15 protein-coding genes are annotated in these 14,973 nt (G+C 64.5%); 8 read left to right on the top strand and 7 right to left on the bottom strand.

Features of this window, described 5'->3' with window-relative positions; translation table 11 throughout:
• Positions 1 to 11: 11 nt before the first annotated feature.
• Both DK926_RS07020 and DK926_RS07015 read right to left on the bottom strand, forming a co-directional pair.
• Positions 12 to 1,160 (bottom strand): FAD-binding oxidoreductase, encoded by a 1,149-nt coding sequence (locus DK926_RS07020; RefSeq protein WP_114329814.1) that lies wholly within the window; start codon positions 1,158 to 1,160, stop codon positions 12 to 14.
• On the bottom strand, positions 1,150 to 2,115 hold the full coding sequence (locus tag DK926_RS07015) for a dihydrodipicolinate synthase family protein (RefSeq protein ID WP_114329813.1): 966 nt from the start codon (positions 2,113 to 2,115) through the stop codon (positions 1,150 to 1,152). Before DK926_RS07015 ends, DK926_RS07020 begins: the two co-directional genes overlap by 11 nt.
• Before the next feature lie 189 nt (positions 2,116 to 2,304).
• On the opposite strand from DK926_RS07015, the gene DK926_RS07010 reads away from it, so the two are divergent.
• The 7 genes from DK926_RS07010 to DK926_RS06980 all read left to right on the top strand — a co-directional run bounded on the left by DK926_RS07010 (position 2,305) and on the right by DK926_RS06980 (position 9,162).
• Positions 2,305 to 3,315 (top strand): LacI family DNA-binding transcriptional regulator, encoded by a 1,011-nt coding sequence (locus DK926_RS07010; RefSeq protein WP_114329812.1) that lies wholly within the window; start codon positions 2,305 to 2,307, stop codon positions 3,313 to 3,315.
• 188 nt (positions 3,316 to 3,503) lie between these two features.
• Positions 3,504 to 4,364, top strand: a complete 861-nt coding sequence (locus tag DK926_RS07005; RefSeq protein ID WP_114329904.1) for an ABC transporter substrate-binding protein — start codon at positions 3,504 to 3,506, stop codon at positions 4,362 to 4,364.
• A 24-nt stretch (positions 4,365 to 4,388) separates the two neighbouring features.
• Positions 4,389 to 5,129 carry an amino acid ABC transporter permease gene (locus DK926_RS07000; RefSeq protein ID WP_114329811.1) on the top strand — a complete coding sequence of 247 codons (741 nt, stop codon included), beginning with the start codon at positions 4,389 to 4,391 and terminating at the stop codon, positions 5,127 to 5,129.
• Positions 5,126 to 5,905, top strand: a complete 780-nt coding sequence (locus tag DK926_RS06995; protein ID WP_114329810.1) for an amino acid ABC transporter ATP-binding protein — start codon at positions 5,126 to 5,128, stop codon at positions 5,903 to 5,905. The genes DK926_RS07000 and DK926_RS06995 overlap by 4 nt, the downstream gene beginning before the upstream one ends.
• Before the next feature lie 54 nt (positions 5,906 to 5,959).
• A complete protein-coding gene (idi, locus tag DK926_RS06990; protein ID WP_114329809.1) occupies positions 5,960 to 6,568 on the top strand; it encodes an isopentenyl-diphosphate Delta-isomerase in 609 nt (202 codons plus the stop codon).
• A gap of 127 nt (positions 6,569 to 6,695) precedes the next feature.
• Positions 6,696 to 7,337: a ScbR family autoregulator-binding transcription factor gene (locus DK926_RS06985; RefSeq protein ID WP_114329808.1), complete on the top strand. Its 642-nt coding sequence runs from the start codon at positions 6,696 to 6,698 to the stop codon at positions 7,335 to 7,337.
• A 49-nt stretch (positions 7,338 to 7,386) separates the two neighbouring features.
• The gene (locus DK926_RS06980; RefSeq protein ID WP_114329807.1) at positions 7,387 to 9,162 is read left to right on the top strand and encodes an acyl-CoA dehydrogenase; all 1,776 of its coding nucleotides are present in this window, start codon (positions 7,387 to 7,389) and stop codon (positions 9,160 to 9,162) included.
• 57 nt (positions 9,163 to 9,219) lie between these two features.
• Here DK926_RS06980 and glgX read toward each other — a convergent pair whose 3' ends face one another.
• Entirely contained in the window at positions 9,220 to 11,259 is a 2,040-nt protein-coding gene (glgX, locus tag DK926_RS06975) for a glycogen debranching protein GlgX (protein WP_114329806.1), read from the bottom strand.
• A 71-nt stretch (positions 11,260 to 11,330) separates the two neighbouring features.
• Between glgX and DK926_RS06970 the strand changes: the two genes are divergently transcribed.
• Entirely contained in the window at positions 11,331 to 11,522 is a 192-nt protein-coding gene (locus DK926_RS06970) for a hypothetical protein (protein WP_068431577.1), read from the top strand.
• A gap of 24 nt (positions 11,523 to 11,546) precedes the next feature.
• Here the strand turns inward: DK926_RS06970 and DK926_RS06965 are convergent, their stop codons facing one another.
• The 4 genes from DK926_RS06965 to DK926_RS06950 all read right to left on the bottom strand — a co-directional run bounded on the left by DK926_RS06965 (position 11,547) and on the right by DK926_RS06950 (position 14,967).
• Positions 11,547 to 12,023: a GNAT family N-acetyltransferase gene (locus DK926_RS06965; protein WP_114329805.1), complete on the bottom strand. Its 477-nt coding sequence runs from the start codon at positions 12,021 to 12,023 to the stop codon at positions 11,547 to 11,549.
• 87 nt (positions 12,024 to 12,110) lie between these two features.
• Entirely contained in the window at positions 12,111 to 12,929 is an 819-nt protein-coding gene (locus tag DK926_RS06960) for a galactosyltransferase-related protein (protein WP_114329804.1), read from the bottom strand.
• Entirely contained in the window at positions 12,926 to 13,909 is a 984-nt protein-coding gene (locus DK926_RS06955; RefSeq protein WP_114329803.1) for a glycosyltransferase, read from the bottom strand. Before DK926_RS06955 ends, DK926_RS06960 begins: the two co-directional genes overlap by 4 nt.
• The gene (locus DK926_RS06950; RefSeq protein WP_114329903.1) at positions 13,906 to 14,967 is read right to left on the bottom strand and encodes a hypothetical protein; all 1,062 of its coding nucleotides are present in this window, start codon (positions 14,965 to 14,967) and stop codon (positions 13,906 to 13,908) included. Before DK926_RS06950 ends, DK926_RS06955 begins: the two co-directional genes overlap by 4 nt.
• Between the last annotated feature and the right edge of the window lie 6 nt (positions 14,968 to 14,973).

Genomic DNA, 14,973 nt, shown 5'->3' with positions numbered 1-14,973 from the left:
AAGTATCTCCTCTAGAGAGTCGGGGTGGCGACGAGGCGCGCAGGTGAGTACGCGTCGACGTCGACCGGTGGGGTTTTGCCGAGTACGAGCGACGTCAGAACATTCGCCCACAGTGGCGCGAACGTGAACGAGTAGGTGCCGCCGGCAAGGAAAAGGCCGCGTGCGGAATCGATTTCACCGATGACAGGCATCTCGTCCGGAGTGGTGACAACGGGACCCGTCCATGCGTCGAGCAGCGTTGCGTTGCCCAGGGGCGGAAGGATCCTGGACACCTGCGCGCGACTGCCGGTGGTGCTGTCCGTGTTCAACGGAGCTTTCTCCGTCGGATGGAACGGTCCGGCCGGCCAACCGCCACCGAGGACGATTCGGCCGCGTCGATCCTGTTTGACGGACATTCCCTCGCCGACGTGCTGAACCAGGACTTCGAGCGTTCCGGGGGCCGCCTCCAGCGTGTGCATCTGCAACGACGTCGGCCTCAGATCGAGATGCACGCCCGCCAGCGCCGCGACGTCGGCCATCCACGGGCCTGCGGCGTCGATGACGGAGTGTGCGTTCCACGTTCGGTCGAACGAGGTCACGACCCAGCCGTCCGTTCGACGGTCGAGCGCGGTCACGGGGGTGTCCGGGTAGAAGGTTGCGCTTTCGAGAATGGCCTGGCGCAGAAGTGCAGGCGTCGCGAGATCGGGCTCGGCGAAACCGTCCCAGTCGCACCAGGTTGCAGCCAGAACGTCCTGACCGAGGAGGGGCAATGCCTGTCGCGCGTCGGATCCGGTCGATACCTCGGTGGGAATGCCCGCGGCCGTCTCCCATTCGTGCTTCTCGTGCAGAGATGCCACCTGCGCTTCGGTTTCCGCGACCATGAAGCCGCCGCACCGGTTCAGACCCAGACGGGGAACGTTCTCGGCCAGACCGTCCCAGAGAATGCTGGTCGAATACTGCAGTGGAAGAAGCTTTTTCACATCCATCGGCGTTCCCTGCCCCGGGCGTCGGGTGTGGATGCTCTGGATATGCAGGTTGCCTGCGGTGGTTCCGGAACCCTGGGTATTGGCCTGGGACCGGTCCACGATTGCGACCGTGGACCCGGCGCGGACAAGAGCGAGAGCCGTTGCCGCGCCCACGATTCCGGCTCCGATGACGACGACGTCGACCTCAGGCTGCATGGCTTGCTCCGAGAACTCGTGCCGATGCCTCGGCGACGCCGGACTCGTCGACAACGGTCTGCAACGCAGCGAGAGTGTCGGTGTCGGTGACCGGCAGCAGCGGCGGTCGCACGTGTCCGCCGGGCTGGGCGAGAAGATTCATGACGGCTTTGAGCTGGGGGATCGGCGACGCGTACACGCCGCTGTAATCGCCGCCGATGAGACGGGACGAGTACGCGCGGTACTTGTCCGCCCACACACGCGCGCTCTCGGCGTCGCGGTCGGCCACCGCCCGGTAGAACGGGACTGCGAACGGGGCACCGACGCCGCCACCGTCGATGTTGCCGTCCCCTCCCAGATCGAGCAGGGTGGCGAGACCGCGGCGGTGAAGGAAGCTGCCGAATACGCGTACCCGATCGGACACGGCTTCGACGGTGTCGAGCATCTTCAACCAGTCCCCGGTGCTGTCCTTGATGGCCGCCACGTTGCCGATGTCTGCCAGCCGCGAGAACAGACCGGGCGTCGATCCCATGTCGACCGCGACGCCGCGTGGCCAGTTGTAGACCATGAAGGGGAGCTGCGTCGCGCCCGCGACGGCCTCGTAGTACGAGACGATCTCGTCGGGACTCGGGTGGACGTACGGCGGTGGCGTCGCCAGAACTCCGTCGGCACCGGCGGTTTCGGCATGCTTGGCGAGAGCCGACGACTCGCTCTGGGTGTAGGCGCTGACGCCGATCACGACGGGGAAGCGCCCGGCGACCGCGTCGACCGCCACCTCGGTCACGGTACGGCGTTCGTCATCGGTCTGGCTGAACCATTCACCTGTACTTCCGTTCACGAGCACCCCGTCGACGCGCATGTCCGCGTAGAGGTTCATCAGGGCAACGAGGCCGTCGGCGTCGAGTGCGCCGGTGGCAGTGAACGGGGTGGGAGCTGCGGGCCAGTAACCGGACCATGCGACGTCATCGCGATTCATGAGGAGCCTTTCGAGCGGGGTGCGCTGAGATTCGAGAATCCGATCGCGCGCCGGAGGTGCGCGGATTATGGGATCGATTGCATAGACTGCCGTCGGCAAGTCGAGCAGTCAAGCGGGAAACATAGATGTAACGAACGCGCGGTCGAATAGCGCTACGCGACAACCGGGTCCGAGAGCGAGCAGGAGCGAATGACAGTCACCTTGATCGATGTCGCACAGGCAGCGGGGGTGTCGCGGAGTACCGCGTCACGCGCCCTCAGTGGATCACCGTTGATCTCTCCCGAGACCCGCGCAGCGGTGGAACACGCGGCACGCGCCCTGGGTTACCGGCCGAATCGCGCAGCGAGCGCGCTGCGTTCCAACCGGTCCCATCTCATCGGGCTCGTGATGAACAACCTGATCAACGCGACGTTCCACACCGTTGCCGAGGTCGTTCAGAAACGTGCGTCGGCGAGCGGATACCAGGTGTTGCTGTGCATCACCGACGCCGACCCGGACAAGGAGAACGACGTGTTGTCGATGCTCGGCGAACACGGGGTCGACGGCACGATCGTGATCGGCAGCGGTCGCAGCGCCGATGCGTCGAACGCGCTGTTGTCGGCCGGAAGGGGTGTCGTCAATCTGATCCGTTCCGTACGGGGAAGTGGGGCGCCGACGGTTCTCGCCGACGACCTCGAGGGGGCGAAAGAGGCGACCGCGCATCTGCTTTCGCTCGGGCACACCCGCATCGGGTACATCGGCGGTCCGGCCGACGCGACGTCCGGCCGGGAGCGATTCGACGGGTACTGCCGCGCCTTGGCGGACGCAGGTGTCGAGGTGGACGAGGGTCTTGTCCGCACGGGGCCCTTCACCACCGAGTTCGGTGCCGAGGCCGTGAGTTCGCTGCTCGACGACGCGCGATCGATGACGGCTCTGTACGCGGCGAACCACGAGGCGGTGTTCGGCATCCTGCCCACGTTGTCGGCTCGCGGGGTGTCCATCCCTGACTCGTTGTCGCTCGTCTGTCACGAGGACATGCCCTGGTTGAGGATGTGGCAACCGCCCGTCACCGTCGTCGACAACGGGGCCGCACAGTTGGCCAACGTGGCCATGGATCTGCTGTTTCAGCAGATCAACGACGCGGCGGTCCCGGACGGACGTACTTATCGAATCGGCGCACGGCTCGTCGACCGTGATTCGTGCCGGCCCGAGCGCTCGTGACGGACGCGGTGCGTAAACAGTTGGTGTCGTCGATTTCGAACGTGTTAACCGCGTTGACGGTCGTGAATCGGTCTGCGACGCTTTATGCAATCGATCCCATCGGTGAAGATGCCTCGATGTCGATTCCCGCCAAGGCCCTCTGCTGCACTGCAATTCGAACATTGCAGCCCCCTCGAAAGGCTCACCACATGCGCAAGACCACGGTTATTGCGGCGACGTTGCTCGTCGCTGCTGCCGCCGCCGGATGTAGTTCGTCGCCCGACGAAAGCCCCGCACCCGCCGATTGCACACCCACCCTCGGAGCCGCGGACCTTGCAGAGGAGGGCGTGTTGACGATGGCCACCAACGCCACGCTGCCTCCGATGCAGTACGTCGATGCGAACGGCGATGTGATCGGAATGCGCGTCGATCTCGGCAAGGAGGTCGCGAAGCGATTGTGCCTCACGCCCAAATTCGTCAACATCGAATTCGACGCGCAGATACCGGGTGTGCAGAGTGGGCGTTGGGACATGATCGACACCGGCATGTTCTACACACCGGCGCGCGCCGAGACGATCGACCTCGTTCCGTACGAGGTTCAGGCCGTGTCGATCTCGGTGCCGTCGGGCAATCCCGAATCCATCTCCACCGTCGACGATCTGGCGGGCAAGACCATCGGCGTCGAGGCCCCCGGGTACGAGTTCGACACGCTGACTGCGCTGTCCGAGCAGTTCGTCGCGGAGGGCAGGCCCGCGTTGACGGTTCAGACGTTCAAGACCAACGCCGACGCCTACCAGGCGCTGTCGGCCGGGCAACTGGACGGAACCTCGATCGTGGAGTCGGTCACGTCCTTCTACCAGTCCGACGGTCGATTCGAGACCGCGGTCGGCGGCATCAACGAGGCGCCGCTCGCGATGGGGTTCGCGAAGGACAGCAAGGTTGCACCCGAGGTAGCGCGCGTCCTCGACGAGATGCGTACGGACGGATACCTGCCGGACCTCTTCGCCGAATACGACGTCACCGGCTACGACGGAGCCATCGAAGTCAGCACCGGCCCGCTCGACAGCTGACCGACCGAACGAAAGGCATTCCCGATGTGGTCGTGGGACGCATTCTTCTCCATCCTGACGAGTAGACAATTGCTGGAAGGCGCGTGGGTCACCATCTGGCTGACGGTCGTGAGCATGATCCTCGGCCTGGTTCTCGCCGTCGTCGTCGCGGCTGCACGGTCGTCGCGCTTCACGCCGTTGCGTGCTGTGTCCGGGTTCTACGTATGGCTCATGCGCGGAACCCCGCTGCTCGTGCAGTTGGTCATCATCTACACGGGCCTTCCGCAGGTCGGAATCAAGCTGGGCGTGATCGAGGCTGCACTCCTCGGTCTCGTCTTGAACGAAGCGGCCTACTTGTCCGAGATCGTCAGGTCCGGCCTGATGTCGGTTCCCGCCGGTCAGACCGAAGCAGCACGGGCCCTGGGCATGTCGCCGGCGAAAGTATTCCGCGTCGTCGTGCTCCCGCAGGCGTTGCGTGTGATGATCCCGCCCCTGGGAAACAGCTTCAACGGTCTGCTCAAGACCACGACGCTGGTATCGGTCATTTCAGTGCAGGAACTGCTGCGACGCACGCAGTTCCTGGTACAGGTCAACTTTCGTGTGCTCGAGGGTCTGGTTGCGGCGGCGCTCTACTTCCTGGTCCTGACGACCCTGTGGGGTCTGATCCAGAAGATGATCGAGGCGCGGGTCGGTCGCGGTTACGACCGCAACTACAGGCGCAAGGGTCGTGACGACCGAAAACCGTTGGACGACAGCGCGATGGAAGCGGAAGCGGTGAACCGATGACCATCTTGGAGGAAACCGACGTGACGATGATCGACGTGCGCGGTATGACCAAGGCGTACAACGATCTCATAGTGCTCGACGGCACCGACTTCTCGGTGCGCAGGGGCGAAGTCGTGCTGTTGCTCGGGCCGTCGGGAAGCGGCAAGAGTACGTTGCTGCGCACCTTGAACTGCCTGGAGACGATCGACTCGGGCACCGTACGTGTATGCGGCGAGGTGATGGGATTCTCGGACGACGCGACGCGTCGACCGCTGTCGGAATCGCGTCTGGCGAAACAGCGACACCACACCGGCATGGTGTTCCAGAGCTTCAATCTGTTTCCGATGATGACTGCCGTCGAGAACGTGGCAGCAGGACCACGGCACGTACTCGGAACGTCGAAGGAGCAGGCGCGATCCGAGGCGATGGCCTTGCTCGACATGGTCGGTCTCGGCGACAAGGGTGACAACTACCCATCACAGCTGTCCGGTGGTCAGCAGCAGAGAGTGGCCATCGCACGAGCGCTCGCGATGAAGCCGAAGGTGATGCTGTTCGACGAACCCACATCGGCCCTGGATCCCGAGATGGTGAACGAGGTGTTGGACGTCATGATCCGGCTGCGTGACGAAGGGATGACCATGGTCGTGGTCAGCCACGAGATGGGATTCGCGCGCGCGGCCGCCGATCGTGTGGTGTTCATGAGCGACGGCAAAATCGTCGAGGACGCACCACCGAACGAATTCTTCACGAACCCGAAGAACCCTCGGACTCAGCAGTTCTTGAGTCGCATTCTCTGATGCGTCGGCTTCGCGAGGTTTCGGAGAACCGAATTTTCGGGGACACTCGGTAGCGTGACCACCATCGGAACCCGTGTGACAGAAGAAGTAGTCCTTGTCGATTCCGAAGGTAATGCCGTCGGAACGCATCCCAAGTCGTCGGTGCACACGACGAGCACGCCGCTCCATCTCGCGTTCTCGTGCTACGCGTTCGACGGGGACGGCCGAGTGCTCGTCACCGAGCGTGCGCGTCACAAGAACACGTGGCCAGGGGTGAGAACGAACAGTTGTTGCGGTCATCCTGCGCCCGGAGAAGACATGGGAGAGGCGGTGATTCGCCGGCTGAAACAGGAACTCGGAATCACCGTCACCGCCCCGTTCCTGTTGCTCCCGAAGTTCCGCTATCGCGCGGTCATGGAGAACGGCGTGGTCGAGAACGAGATCTGCCCGGTGTTCGGAGTGCGCTACGACGGGCCCGCCCCCGAGCCGAATCCGGACGAGGTGCATCGTGCGGACTGGATTCCGTGGTCGGAGTTCTCCCGGTTCGTTCTCGATGGGGGAGACGTGTCGCCGTGGTGCGAGGAACAAATGCCGCTGCTCGTGCAACTCGGCGACGATCCCGGATCCTGGCGGGCAGGCGAGGAGTCCGACCTGCCGGCGGCAGCGACGTACACGGCGCGCTGACCGACCACGGCGTTTCGTAGCCGGTGTCATTCGAACAACCGACACCCGACCCGATATGGTTGATCGGTGGATCACACACGGAGGTCGTCGGGCGTCATCGAAAGCACACGAGGAGCGGTCGGGGTACATGCAGGAGCGTGCTGAGAACACTCGTCAGGCCGTGCTGGTGGGCGCAGCCGTCAGCTTCGAGAAGTACGGGTACGGAACGGCAAGCCTGTCCACGATCCTCTCGCACGCCGGGGTGACCAAAGGCGCGATGTACTTCCACTTCTCGTCGAAGGAAGATCTCGCCAACGCGGTCATCGACGCTCAACATCAGCTCGCCATGGACGGTCTGCGGACGGTTCTCGATCATGTTCCCACCGCGCTGGACGCGATGATCCTCGCCAGCCAGGAGTTGGCGCGTCAGCTCGTCGTCGAGCCCGTCGCACGTGGTGGAATGCGACTGACGCTCGAGATCGGCAGTATCCAGACGCCGGTGAAACGTCCTTACATCGACTGGATCGAATCGATCGGCAAACTTGCGGCCAGGGCTGCCGCCGAAGGCGACCTCGTAGACGGCGTCGACCCGGAGATGTTGGCCAAGTTCGTGGTCGGTGCCTTCACTGGCGTGCAGACGTTGTCGGAGGTTCTGCACGGTCGCTCGGATCTGTACCAGCGCCTGAGTGAGATGTGGCAAATCCTGCTGCCGGCCGTGGCAGCGGACTCGGCCCTCGATCGGGCGTTGGCGGTCGCGCGCAACGAGCCGCGGGACTGGGCGGCGTTCTAGCGTATATTTCGATTTCAGGACACGACCGTTGTCCGGAACGAGGCTTTTCATGACCGACGTGCTTTCTCGCCGCGACCTCGACTTTCTGCTCTACGAATGGCTCGACGTCGAATCGTTGTTGTCGCGCAAGCGTTTCGCCGAACATTCACGTCAGACGTTCGATGCCGTCATGGACCTGTGTGCGGATCTCGCGCACAAGCACTTCGAACCGCACAACAAGAAGTCCGACGCGCAGGAACCCAGGATGCGCCCCGACGGTTCCGTCGAGATGATCGACGACGTGAAGACGGCTCTCGACGCGTACTCGGCGGCGGGGCTGATCGCGAGCCAGTTCGACGAGAGCGTCGGAGGAATGCAGTTGCCGACGACCGTCGCGCGGGCGGCGATGGCCTGGTTCCAGGCGGCCAATGCGTCGACGGCGTCCTATCCGTTCCTGACGGTGGCGGGCGCGAATCTGATCGCGACGTACGGGACCGCGTCCCAGATCGACGACTACGTCCGGCCGATGCTCGAAGGCAGGTACTTCGGCACGATGTGTCTGTCGGAACCACAGGCAGGATCGTCGCTCGCCGACATCACCACGCGCGCCCTGCGGCAGGACGACGGCAGCTACCGGCTCACCGGCACCAAGATGTGGATCTCGGCAGGTGACCACGAGCTCACCGAGAATATCGTCCATCTCGTCCTGGCCAAGGCGGAGGGTGGTGGACCCGGCGTCAAAGGTATCTCGCTGTTCATCGTTCCGAAGTTCCTCCCGGGCGGCACGCGCAACGACGTGACTCTCGTCGGGCTGAATCACAAGATGGGCAACCGCGGTACCACCAACACGCTGTTGGCGTTCGGTGACGGAACCCATTCGCCCGACGGACAGTCCGGGGCGATCGGCTTCCTCGTCGGCGAGGAGCATCGCGGGTTGTCGTACATGTTCCACATGATGAACGAGGCGCGCATCGGAGTGGGCTTCCTGGCGATCGCGCTCGGGTACGTCGGTTATCTGAAGTCGGTCGACTATGCGAAGGTGCGGACTCAGGGACGTGCTCTCGGCGCGAAAGACCCTCTCTCACCGCCTGTTCCGTTGATCGAACACGCCGACGTCAGGCGCATGCTGCTGGCGCAGAAGTCGTACGTCGAGGGCGCGCTTGCACTGGGTCTGTACTGCTCACGCCTCGTCGACGAGCAGGACACGGCGGACGACGACGAGGTGAAGGCCGAGTCGACTCTGCTGCTGGACGTCCTGACGCCGATCGCGAAGAGTTGGCCGTCGCAGTGGTGTCTCGAGGCCAACAGCCTCGCCATCCAGGTCCACGGTGGGTACGGCTACACCCGGGATTACGACGTCGAACAGTACTACCGCGACAATCGTCTCAATCCCATCCACGAAGGCACGCACGGCATTCAAGGGCTCGACCTGCTCGGTCGGAAGGTCACGATGCAGGGTGGTGCAGGACTGATGCTGCTCGTCGGCCGCATCGCGGCCACCGTCGAGGCTGCACGGAGTGCCGGCCTGTCGGACTACGCGGACCCGCTGAACGCTGCGACTCAGCGAATCGCCGAAGTCACCGCCGGACTCTGGGCGACGGGTGATCCCGCTGTCGCGCTGGCCAACTCGACGATCTACCTGGAAGCGATGGGGCACATCGTCATTGCATGGATGTGGCTCGAACAGCTCCTCGCCGTCGCCGACAAGTCCGGCGATTTCTACGACGGCAAGCGGCACGCTGCTCGCTACTTCTTCCGCTACGAGTTGCCCAAGGTCGGGCCCCAGCTCGATGTGCTTGCCTCGCATGATCGTACGACGCTGGACGCGAATCCCGCCTGGTTCTGACCGCAGACCCGTGCGCGGCAATGTACAGCGGGCTATACATTGCCGCGCACGGGGGCGTCAGCTGCCCAACAAGGTGAACGAATGTTCGCGGATCAGGATCGTCGGACCACCCGTCTCGTAGGCCTGATCCGGGTCGCTCGACAGCACCTGTCGCCAATTGCCCTCGGGCAGAACGAATTCGACGGTCGCGGTGGACGAATTCACCATCCACGCGAAGACGGTGTCGTCGTCCCCGGAGGCCAAACGGACGAGCATCGACAGCGCCGACGCGTCGTCCCAGTCGTCGTCGCCGAAGATCTCACCGTCGGCACGATAGAAGTCGACGGTGTTCTCGCTGCCGCTGTCACTCCCGTGTCGGAACCATCTGGGGCGGAGCGCGGAATGGGCGGCACGCAACCGGATCAGGTCAGTGGTGAAGTGCTTCAGTTCTTCGTCCGCCGATGACCAGTCGAACCACGACAACTCGTTGTCCTGGCAGTAGGCGTTGTTGTTGCCCTGCTGGGTCCGACCGATTTCGTCGCCGCCGAGGATCATCGGCACTCCGGCGGACAACAGCAGTGTCGCCAGATGGTTGCGCTGCTGACGGGCACGCAACGCGTTGACGCCCTCGTCGTCGGTCGGACCCTCGGCGCCGCAGCCCCACGAGCGGTTGTCGGACTCGCCGTCGGCGTTGTCCTCGCCGTTCGCGTCGTTGTGCTTCTCGTCGTAACTGTTCAAGTCCGCGAGAGTGAAGCCATCGTGCGCCGTCACGAAGTTCACCGACGCCAGCGTCGGTCGTCGCGTGCTCTCGTACACATCGGGACTGCCGGTGATGCGCGTTGCGAAGGCACCGAGCGAGCCCGGTTCACCGCGCCAGAAGTCACGCACGTCGTCCCGGAACTTGCCGTTCCATTCCGACCATCGAGCCGGGAATCCGCCGACCTGGTATCCCTGCGTGTCCCACGGCTCGGCGATGAGCTTGACCGAGGCGAGCGTCGGATCCTGGTGCACCAGATCGAGAAACGCGCTGTGCTTGTCCAGGTCCGCGTCCTGACGGGTCAGTGTGCTGGCGAGGTCGAAGCGGAATCCGTCGACGTGCATCTCGGTGACCCAGTAGCGAAGCGAGTCCATGATCAGAGCAAGCGCCGCGGGATGCCCGACGTTCAGGCTGTTTCCGGTGCCGGTGGTGTCGAAGTACGAGCTGCGGTCGTCGTCGACCAGTCGGTAGTACGACGCGTTGTCGATCCCCTTGAGCGACAACGTCGGTCCGAGGTGATTGCCCTCGGCCGTGTGGTTGTAGACGACGTCGAGAATCACTTCGATGCCGGCGGCGTGCAATGCCTTGACCATCGCCTTGAACTCGTCGACCTGGCCGCCGGTGTCGCCGGCGCTGCTGTACTCGTTGTGCGGTGCGAAGAATCCGATCGAGTTGTATCCCCAGTAGTTCCGACGGCCCTCTTCGAGCAGATGAGAGTCCTGTACGAACTGGTGAATCGGCAGAAGTTCGACGGATGTGACGCCGAGATCGACCAACGACTGAACAGCTGCGGGGTGTGCGAAGCCCGCGTAGGTGCCACGAAGGTGCTCGTCGACTTCCGGATGGGTTTCGGTGAAGCCCTTGACGTGGACTTCGTAGACGACGGTGCGGTCCAACGGGATTCGCGGCGGAGTGTCCGAACCCCAGTCGAAATCGGACGCGACGGCCACGGACACGGGCATCGATCCGGCGGAATCGGCGTCGTTCCGTGTCTCCGGCTCGTCATGATGATGAGAGAAGACCGATTCGTTCCAGTCGACGCCACCTGCGACGGCACGGGCGTACGGGTCGAGAAGGATCTTGTTCTGGTTGTGGCGTAACCCTTCCGCGGGGTTCCACGGACCGTCGACGCGCAGTCCGTACCGCGATCCGGCCACCAGGCCGTCGACGATGCCGTGGAAGACGTGCCCGGTGCGTTCGGACAACACCGTCGACGACAACTCGTTTCCGTCCTCGTCGACGAGGACGACGGTCACCGAATCTGCTGTTTCGGAGTACACGGCGACGTCGGCCGCACCGGTGTCCAGCAGGGACACTCCGAGGGGGTACGGCTTGCTGATGGGGGACGAGGCGTCGGTCATTGCAGCCCTGTACCCCGCGCGGGGTGGGGTAAACACGTTTGAGATCGACGCGGCGCCGGGTACGGACAGGCATGGCTGATTACAGAGTTCTGAACCCCAAGGGCGACGTCGTGGCAACCAAGACCATCGAGAGCGCCGACGACGCGCACGCATGGTTCATCGACCAGAAGGCAGACGACACGGAGCTGGGCTGGCGCATCGAGGTCGATCACGACGGGGAGTGGTCCTTCTTCGACGACACCGACGGCAACCGACCCCACTGAGTCGGTCGCACGCTGGTTCCGTCGTTACGGGCGGGTGTCCCGTAGCAACGGAACCAGCGGCACGCCGTTGTCGATGATCTCGTCACCGACCTGAACGAATCCGTGACGCGTGTACATCTCGACGAGGTAGCTCGGTGAATCGATACGGCAGGGCGCTGATCCGACGTCGGCCAGGGCTGCCTGCAGCAACCGCGTGGTATGGCCGTGGCCGCGATCGGAGCGCCGGGTGCACAGGTGCCCAAGGCTGTAGGACTTCTCGTTGCCCGAATTTTCTTCCAACAGGCGCACGGTTCCGATGACGTCCCCGTCCCGCTCGAGCCAGAAGTGCCGAGTGCGCGGAAGCAGATCGTATCCGTCGAGCTCCGGGTAGAAGTAGGCCTGCTCGACGACGAACACCTCGACGCGCAACTTCAGCAGGGCGTAGAGCCGATCCGTTTCGAGGTCGCCCGCCCAGGCTCTCACCAGAGTCGGTGGACGGTCGGTTGTGGGCGATGTACTCATGAGCAGTCAGTCCTCGGTCTGGTCGCGTGGGTCCGGAGGTGGTGGGCCCGACGATGTTTACCCGTTGGTCCGTTGTTCACTCCACGTTCAGTGGATGCGAGAAATAGTACCTGCCTGCGTCCGAGTGATCAGACCTCGGCGCTCGAATTCGGTCAACCATGCTTCCATCGGCCAACGATTCCAGCGCCTGTGGAAGACAGCGGAATTGCGCACGATGTCGTCGAGATGCTCGACGGGCGGCGATGACACCGGGTGGTGTTGGTGATAGGCGTGCGCCCCGCCCACCCAGCCGAGCCCGACGCCCGCCGCTCGTGCCGTGGCGGCGAAATCGGTGTCCTCGCCGCCGTAACCCGAATAGCCCTCGAAGAATCCGCCGATCGACGCCCACGTCGTCGGCGTGACACCGAACGACAGCGACCAGAACAGATCGTAGTTGTCACCTTCCTCGACGATTCCGGGAAGTGGGTCGGGTCGGGCAGTGTGCGGGCGCGTGTTGGCGACGAGTTCGTCGGTGGCCCACGGCCCGTCCTTGGGAGGGAGGTACGTGACCGGGCCGCACAGCAGGTAGTGCCCGTGGCTGCGAGCAGCATCCGCGTAGCGCCTCAGCATGTCCGTGCCGGGGATGCAGTCGACGTCCAGGAACACCAACACGTCGGCTCCCGCCTCGATCGCCGTCGTCGCACCGGTGTTGCGCGCGTGGGCAATCGGCAATCGGGGCCTCGGCGCATCCACCGAGACGACAGTCGCGTCGCTCCCGCTTTCGGCAACCACGTCGGCGATCGCGTCGTCACCCATCGCCACGACGACGTGCAGCCAGGGTGCCGGCGACGACTCTGCGAGGCCACGCAGTTGGCCTGCCAGGTGCTCGTGCCGTCCCGACACGACGGTGACGACGGCGATGTTCACGACGGCACCGCCTGAGAGATCGCGGAGGCCGCACGTTCGGCGGCGCCGTCCTGCCGAACCTGTTTCCACGCAGCGGGATTCAAGGCCAATGCGTCGTCGAGCAGTCGTGGCCAATTCTCCGCCGACGGCCACTGCGCCGCAGTGACGGCCACCGACGAGCCCGCCAACGCGGCTGCGGTCGCGACCTGTTCGTCGTACGGACGATGTTGCGGGATGACGACGGCGCGCGTTCCTGCGCACGCGACATCCGCGATCGCATTCTGACCCGCGTGTGTGACGACGACGGATGCGGAACACAGCAGGGGCCATACGTCGTCGACCCAGGTCGACGCGTCGAGACCCACGGCCGCCCAATCGAATCGAGTGTCGGATGCAGCTGCGTCGTCGATATCGCGTGCGGTGAGCGCGGTTCCGCCCGCGCCGCCCAACACGAGCACGCCTGGGGCGTCGTCGACGGTCTCGTGTGCGCGGCCGGCGAATCTGCTGACGACGCCGACGTAATCGGTTTTGTCGGCGTGCACGCGCAACCATGTCGGGTCGTACACAGACTGCGACCACGGCGCGACGATGCGGGTCGCGGCCTGGTAGGCGAGTCGGTGTGGAGCGTCGTCTCGCTCGCCGGGCATCGCCATGACGACGACCGGAACGCCGAGCAGCCGGACGAACACAGCCACCTCCACCGACACGTCGACGACGAACACCCGCGGACGCATGCGTGCGATCCAGTCGGCGATGGCAACCATCCGGTCCGTCAGACCGCGGACACCCAGCGGAGCCCAGTGCAGTGTTCCGCCCACGGTCGGGTCGATCGGGGAGACGTCCTCGTCGACGTCGAGAGGAAGCGTGACCCATTCGATGTCGCTGTGAGACGGTCGCTTTCGCGACGACAGAACGACGAACTGCTCGTCACTGGCTGCCGCGATCGACGTGGCGCGGGTGACGTGACCGGACCCGTGGTGATGCGCGTAGTAACCGATCATCGCGGTACCGCCACGGACGAGCCGGCGCGGAAGAGTGCGCGACGGTAGATCGATTCGTGCATCTCGGCGATTCGAGCTCGTTCCTGCTCGCGTGCCTGCCGTGACGCGGAGGCGACGCGGTCACGCGCGTCGGACGCGTCGTGTACGGCCGTCGTCAGCGATTCGGGGTCGAACCTGTCCAGGCCGAATCGATACGTGTGACAGGGTTTCTGCTCGGCGTAGTAACCGCAGTCGGGTGCGATCGCCGCCGTGCCGACGTCGTAACACGCCTCGAGCCACCCCGAGTGCGTTCCGAACCTGTACGGCAGCACCGACACATCGATCTCGGTCAGGTAGAGCCATAATTCGTCGTCGTCGAAGCGCCGGTGGATTCGTACGTCGACACCGCGGTTCTCGTACTGTCGCAGCGCGTCACCGACCGGCCTGACGCCGCGTTCGTCGTCGGACGCGAAGACTTGTTCGTCGATGTCGAGCCGGACGACCGCGTCGGGGATCTCGTCGGCCGCTCTCACGACGGCATCCATGACGGCCAGCGGATCGAGGTTGGCGCGCAGGTTCTTGGCATGGACCCCGATGACGAAACGGTCGGAACTCGGGCGCGGGCCACCGATCAGATCGAGCGGAGCAACATGCGGATGAGGCACGACGGTGGCGTCGACGCCCCAGCGCGACACGATCTCGGCGGCAGCGCCGTCGGTCAACGTGACGACCTCGGCCGCGGCGGGCACCAACACATCGAGATGTTCGAGATGCAGAGTGTTGTCCGCGAAGTGCGGATTGTGCAGGTCGTGCACGGTCAGGACGAGGGGCTTGCCGTGGTCACGCAACACGGTGGCGACGTCGACGAGTTGTTCGGGCGGAAGTGCGTCGAAACCGAAGTGCAGGTGAAGTACGTCGAACGTGTGGACGTTCTCCGCCAGCCAATCCGCTTCCAGCCACCGAGGCGGCCACCACGGATCGTTGGTCGTGGCGCCGGACGGAATGGGATCCGGCAGCCGGACGACGGTCGTACCGGTGACGGGTTCGAGATGGGCCACGTACTGGTGTGCGGTGGGCACCGAAGC

It is taken from the genome of Rhodococcus sp. Eu-32, assembly GCF_003336925.1.
Lineage (GTDB): Bacteria > Actinomycetota > Actinomycetes > Mycobacteriales > Mycobacteriaceae > Rhodococcoides > Rhodococcoides kyotonensis_B.
This window is presented reverse-complemented; position numbering and strand designations above follow the sequence as displayed.

Bases quoted from the DNA above. Each gene is read 5' to 3' on its own strand.
- DK926_RS07020 (WP_114329814.1), bottom strand. From the start codon at position 1,160: ATGCAGCCTGAGGTCGACGTCGTCGTCATCGGAGCCGGAATCGTGGGC.
- DK926_RS07015 (WP_114329813.1), bottom strand. From the start codon at position 2,115: ATGAATCGCGATGACGTCGCATGGTCCGGTTACTGGCCCGCAGCTCCC.
- DK926_RS07010 (WP_114329812.1), top strand. From the start codon at position 2,305: ATGACAGTCACCTTGATCGATGTCGCACAGGCAGCGGGGGTGTCGCGG.
- DK926_RS07005 (WP_114329904.1), top strand. From the start codon at position 3,504: ATGCGCAAGACCACGGTTATTGCGGCGACGTTGCTCGTCGCTGCTGCC.
- DK926_RS07000 (WP_114329811.1), top strand. From the start codon at position 4,389: ATGTGGTCGTGGGACGCATTCTTCTCCATCCTGACGAGTAGACAATTG.
- DK926_RS06995 (WP_114329810.1), top strand. From the start codon at position 5,126: ATGACCATCTTGGAGGAAACCGACGTGACGATGATCGACGTGCGCGGT.
- DK926_RS06985 (WP_114329808.1), top strand. From the start codon at position 6,696: ATGCAGGAGCGTGCTGAGAACACTCGTCAGGCCGTGCTGGTGGGCGCA.
- DK926_RS06980 (WP_114329807.1), top strand. From the start codon at position 7,387: ATGACCGACGTGCTTTCTCGCCGCGACCTCGACTTTCTGCTCTACGAA.
- glgX (WP_114329806.1), bottom strand. From the start codon at position 11,259: ATGACCGACGCCTCGTCCCCCATCAGCAAGCCGTACCCCCTCGGAGTG.
- DK926_RS06970 (WP_068431577.1), top strand. From the start codon at position 11,331: ATGGCTGATTACAGAGTTCTGAACCCCAAGGGCGACGTCGTGGCAACC.
- DK926_RS06965 (WP_114329805.1), bottom strand. From the start codon at position 12,023: ATGAGTACATCGCCCACAACCGACCGTCCACCGACTCTGGTGAGAGCC.
- DK926_RS06955 (WP_114329803.1), bottom strand. From the start codon at position 13,909: ATGATCGGTTACTACGCGCATCACCACGGGTCCGGTCACGTCACCCGC.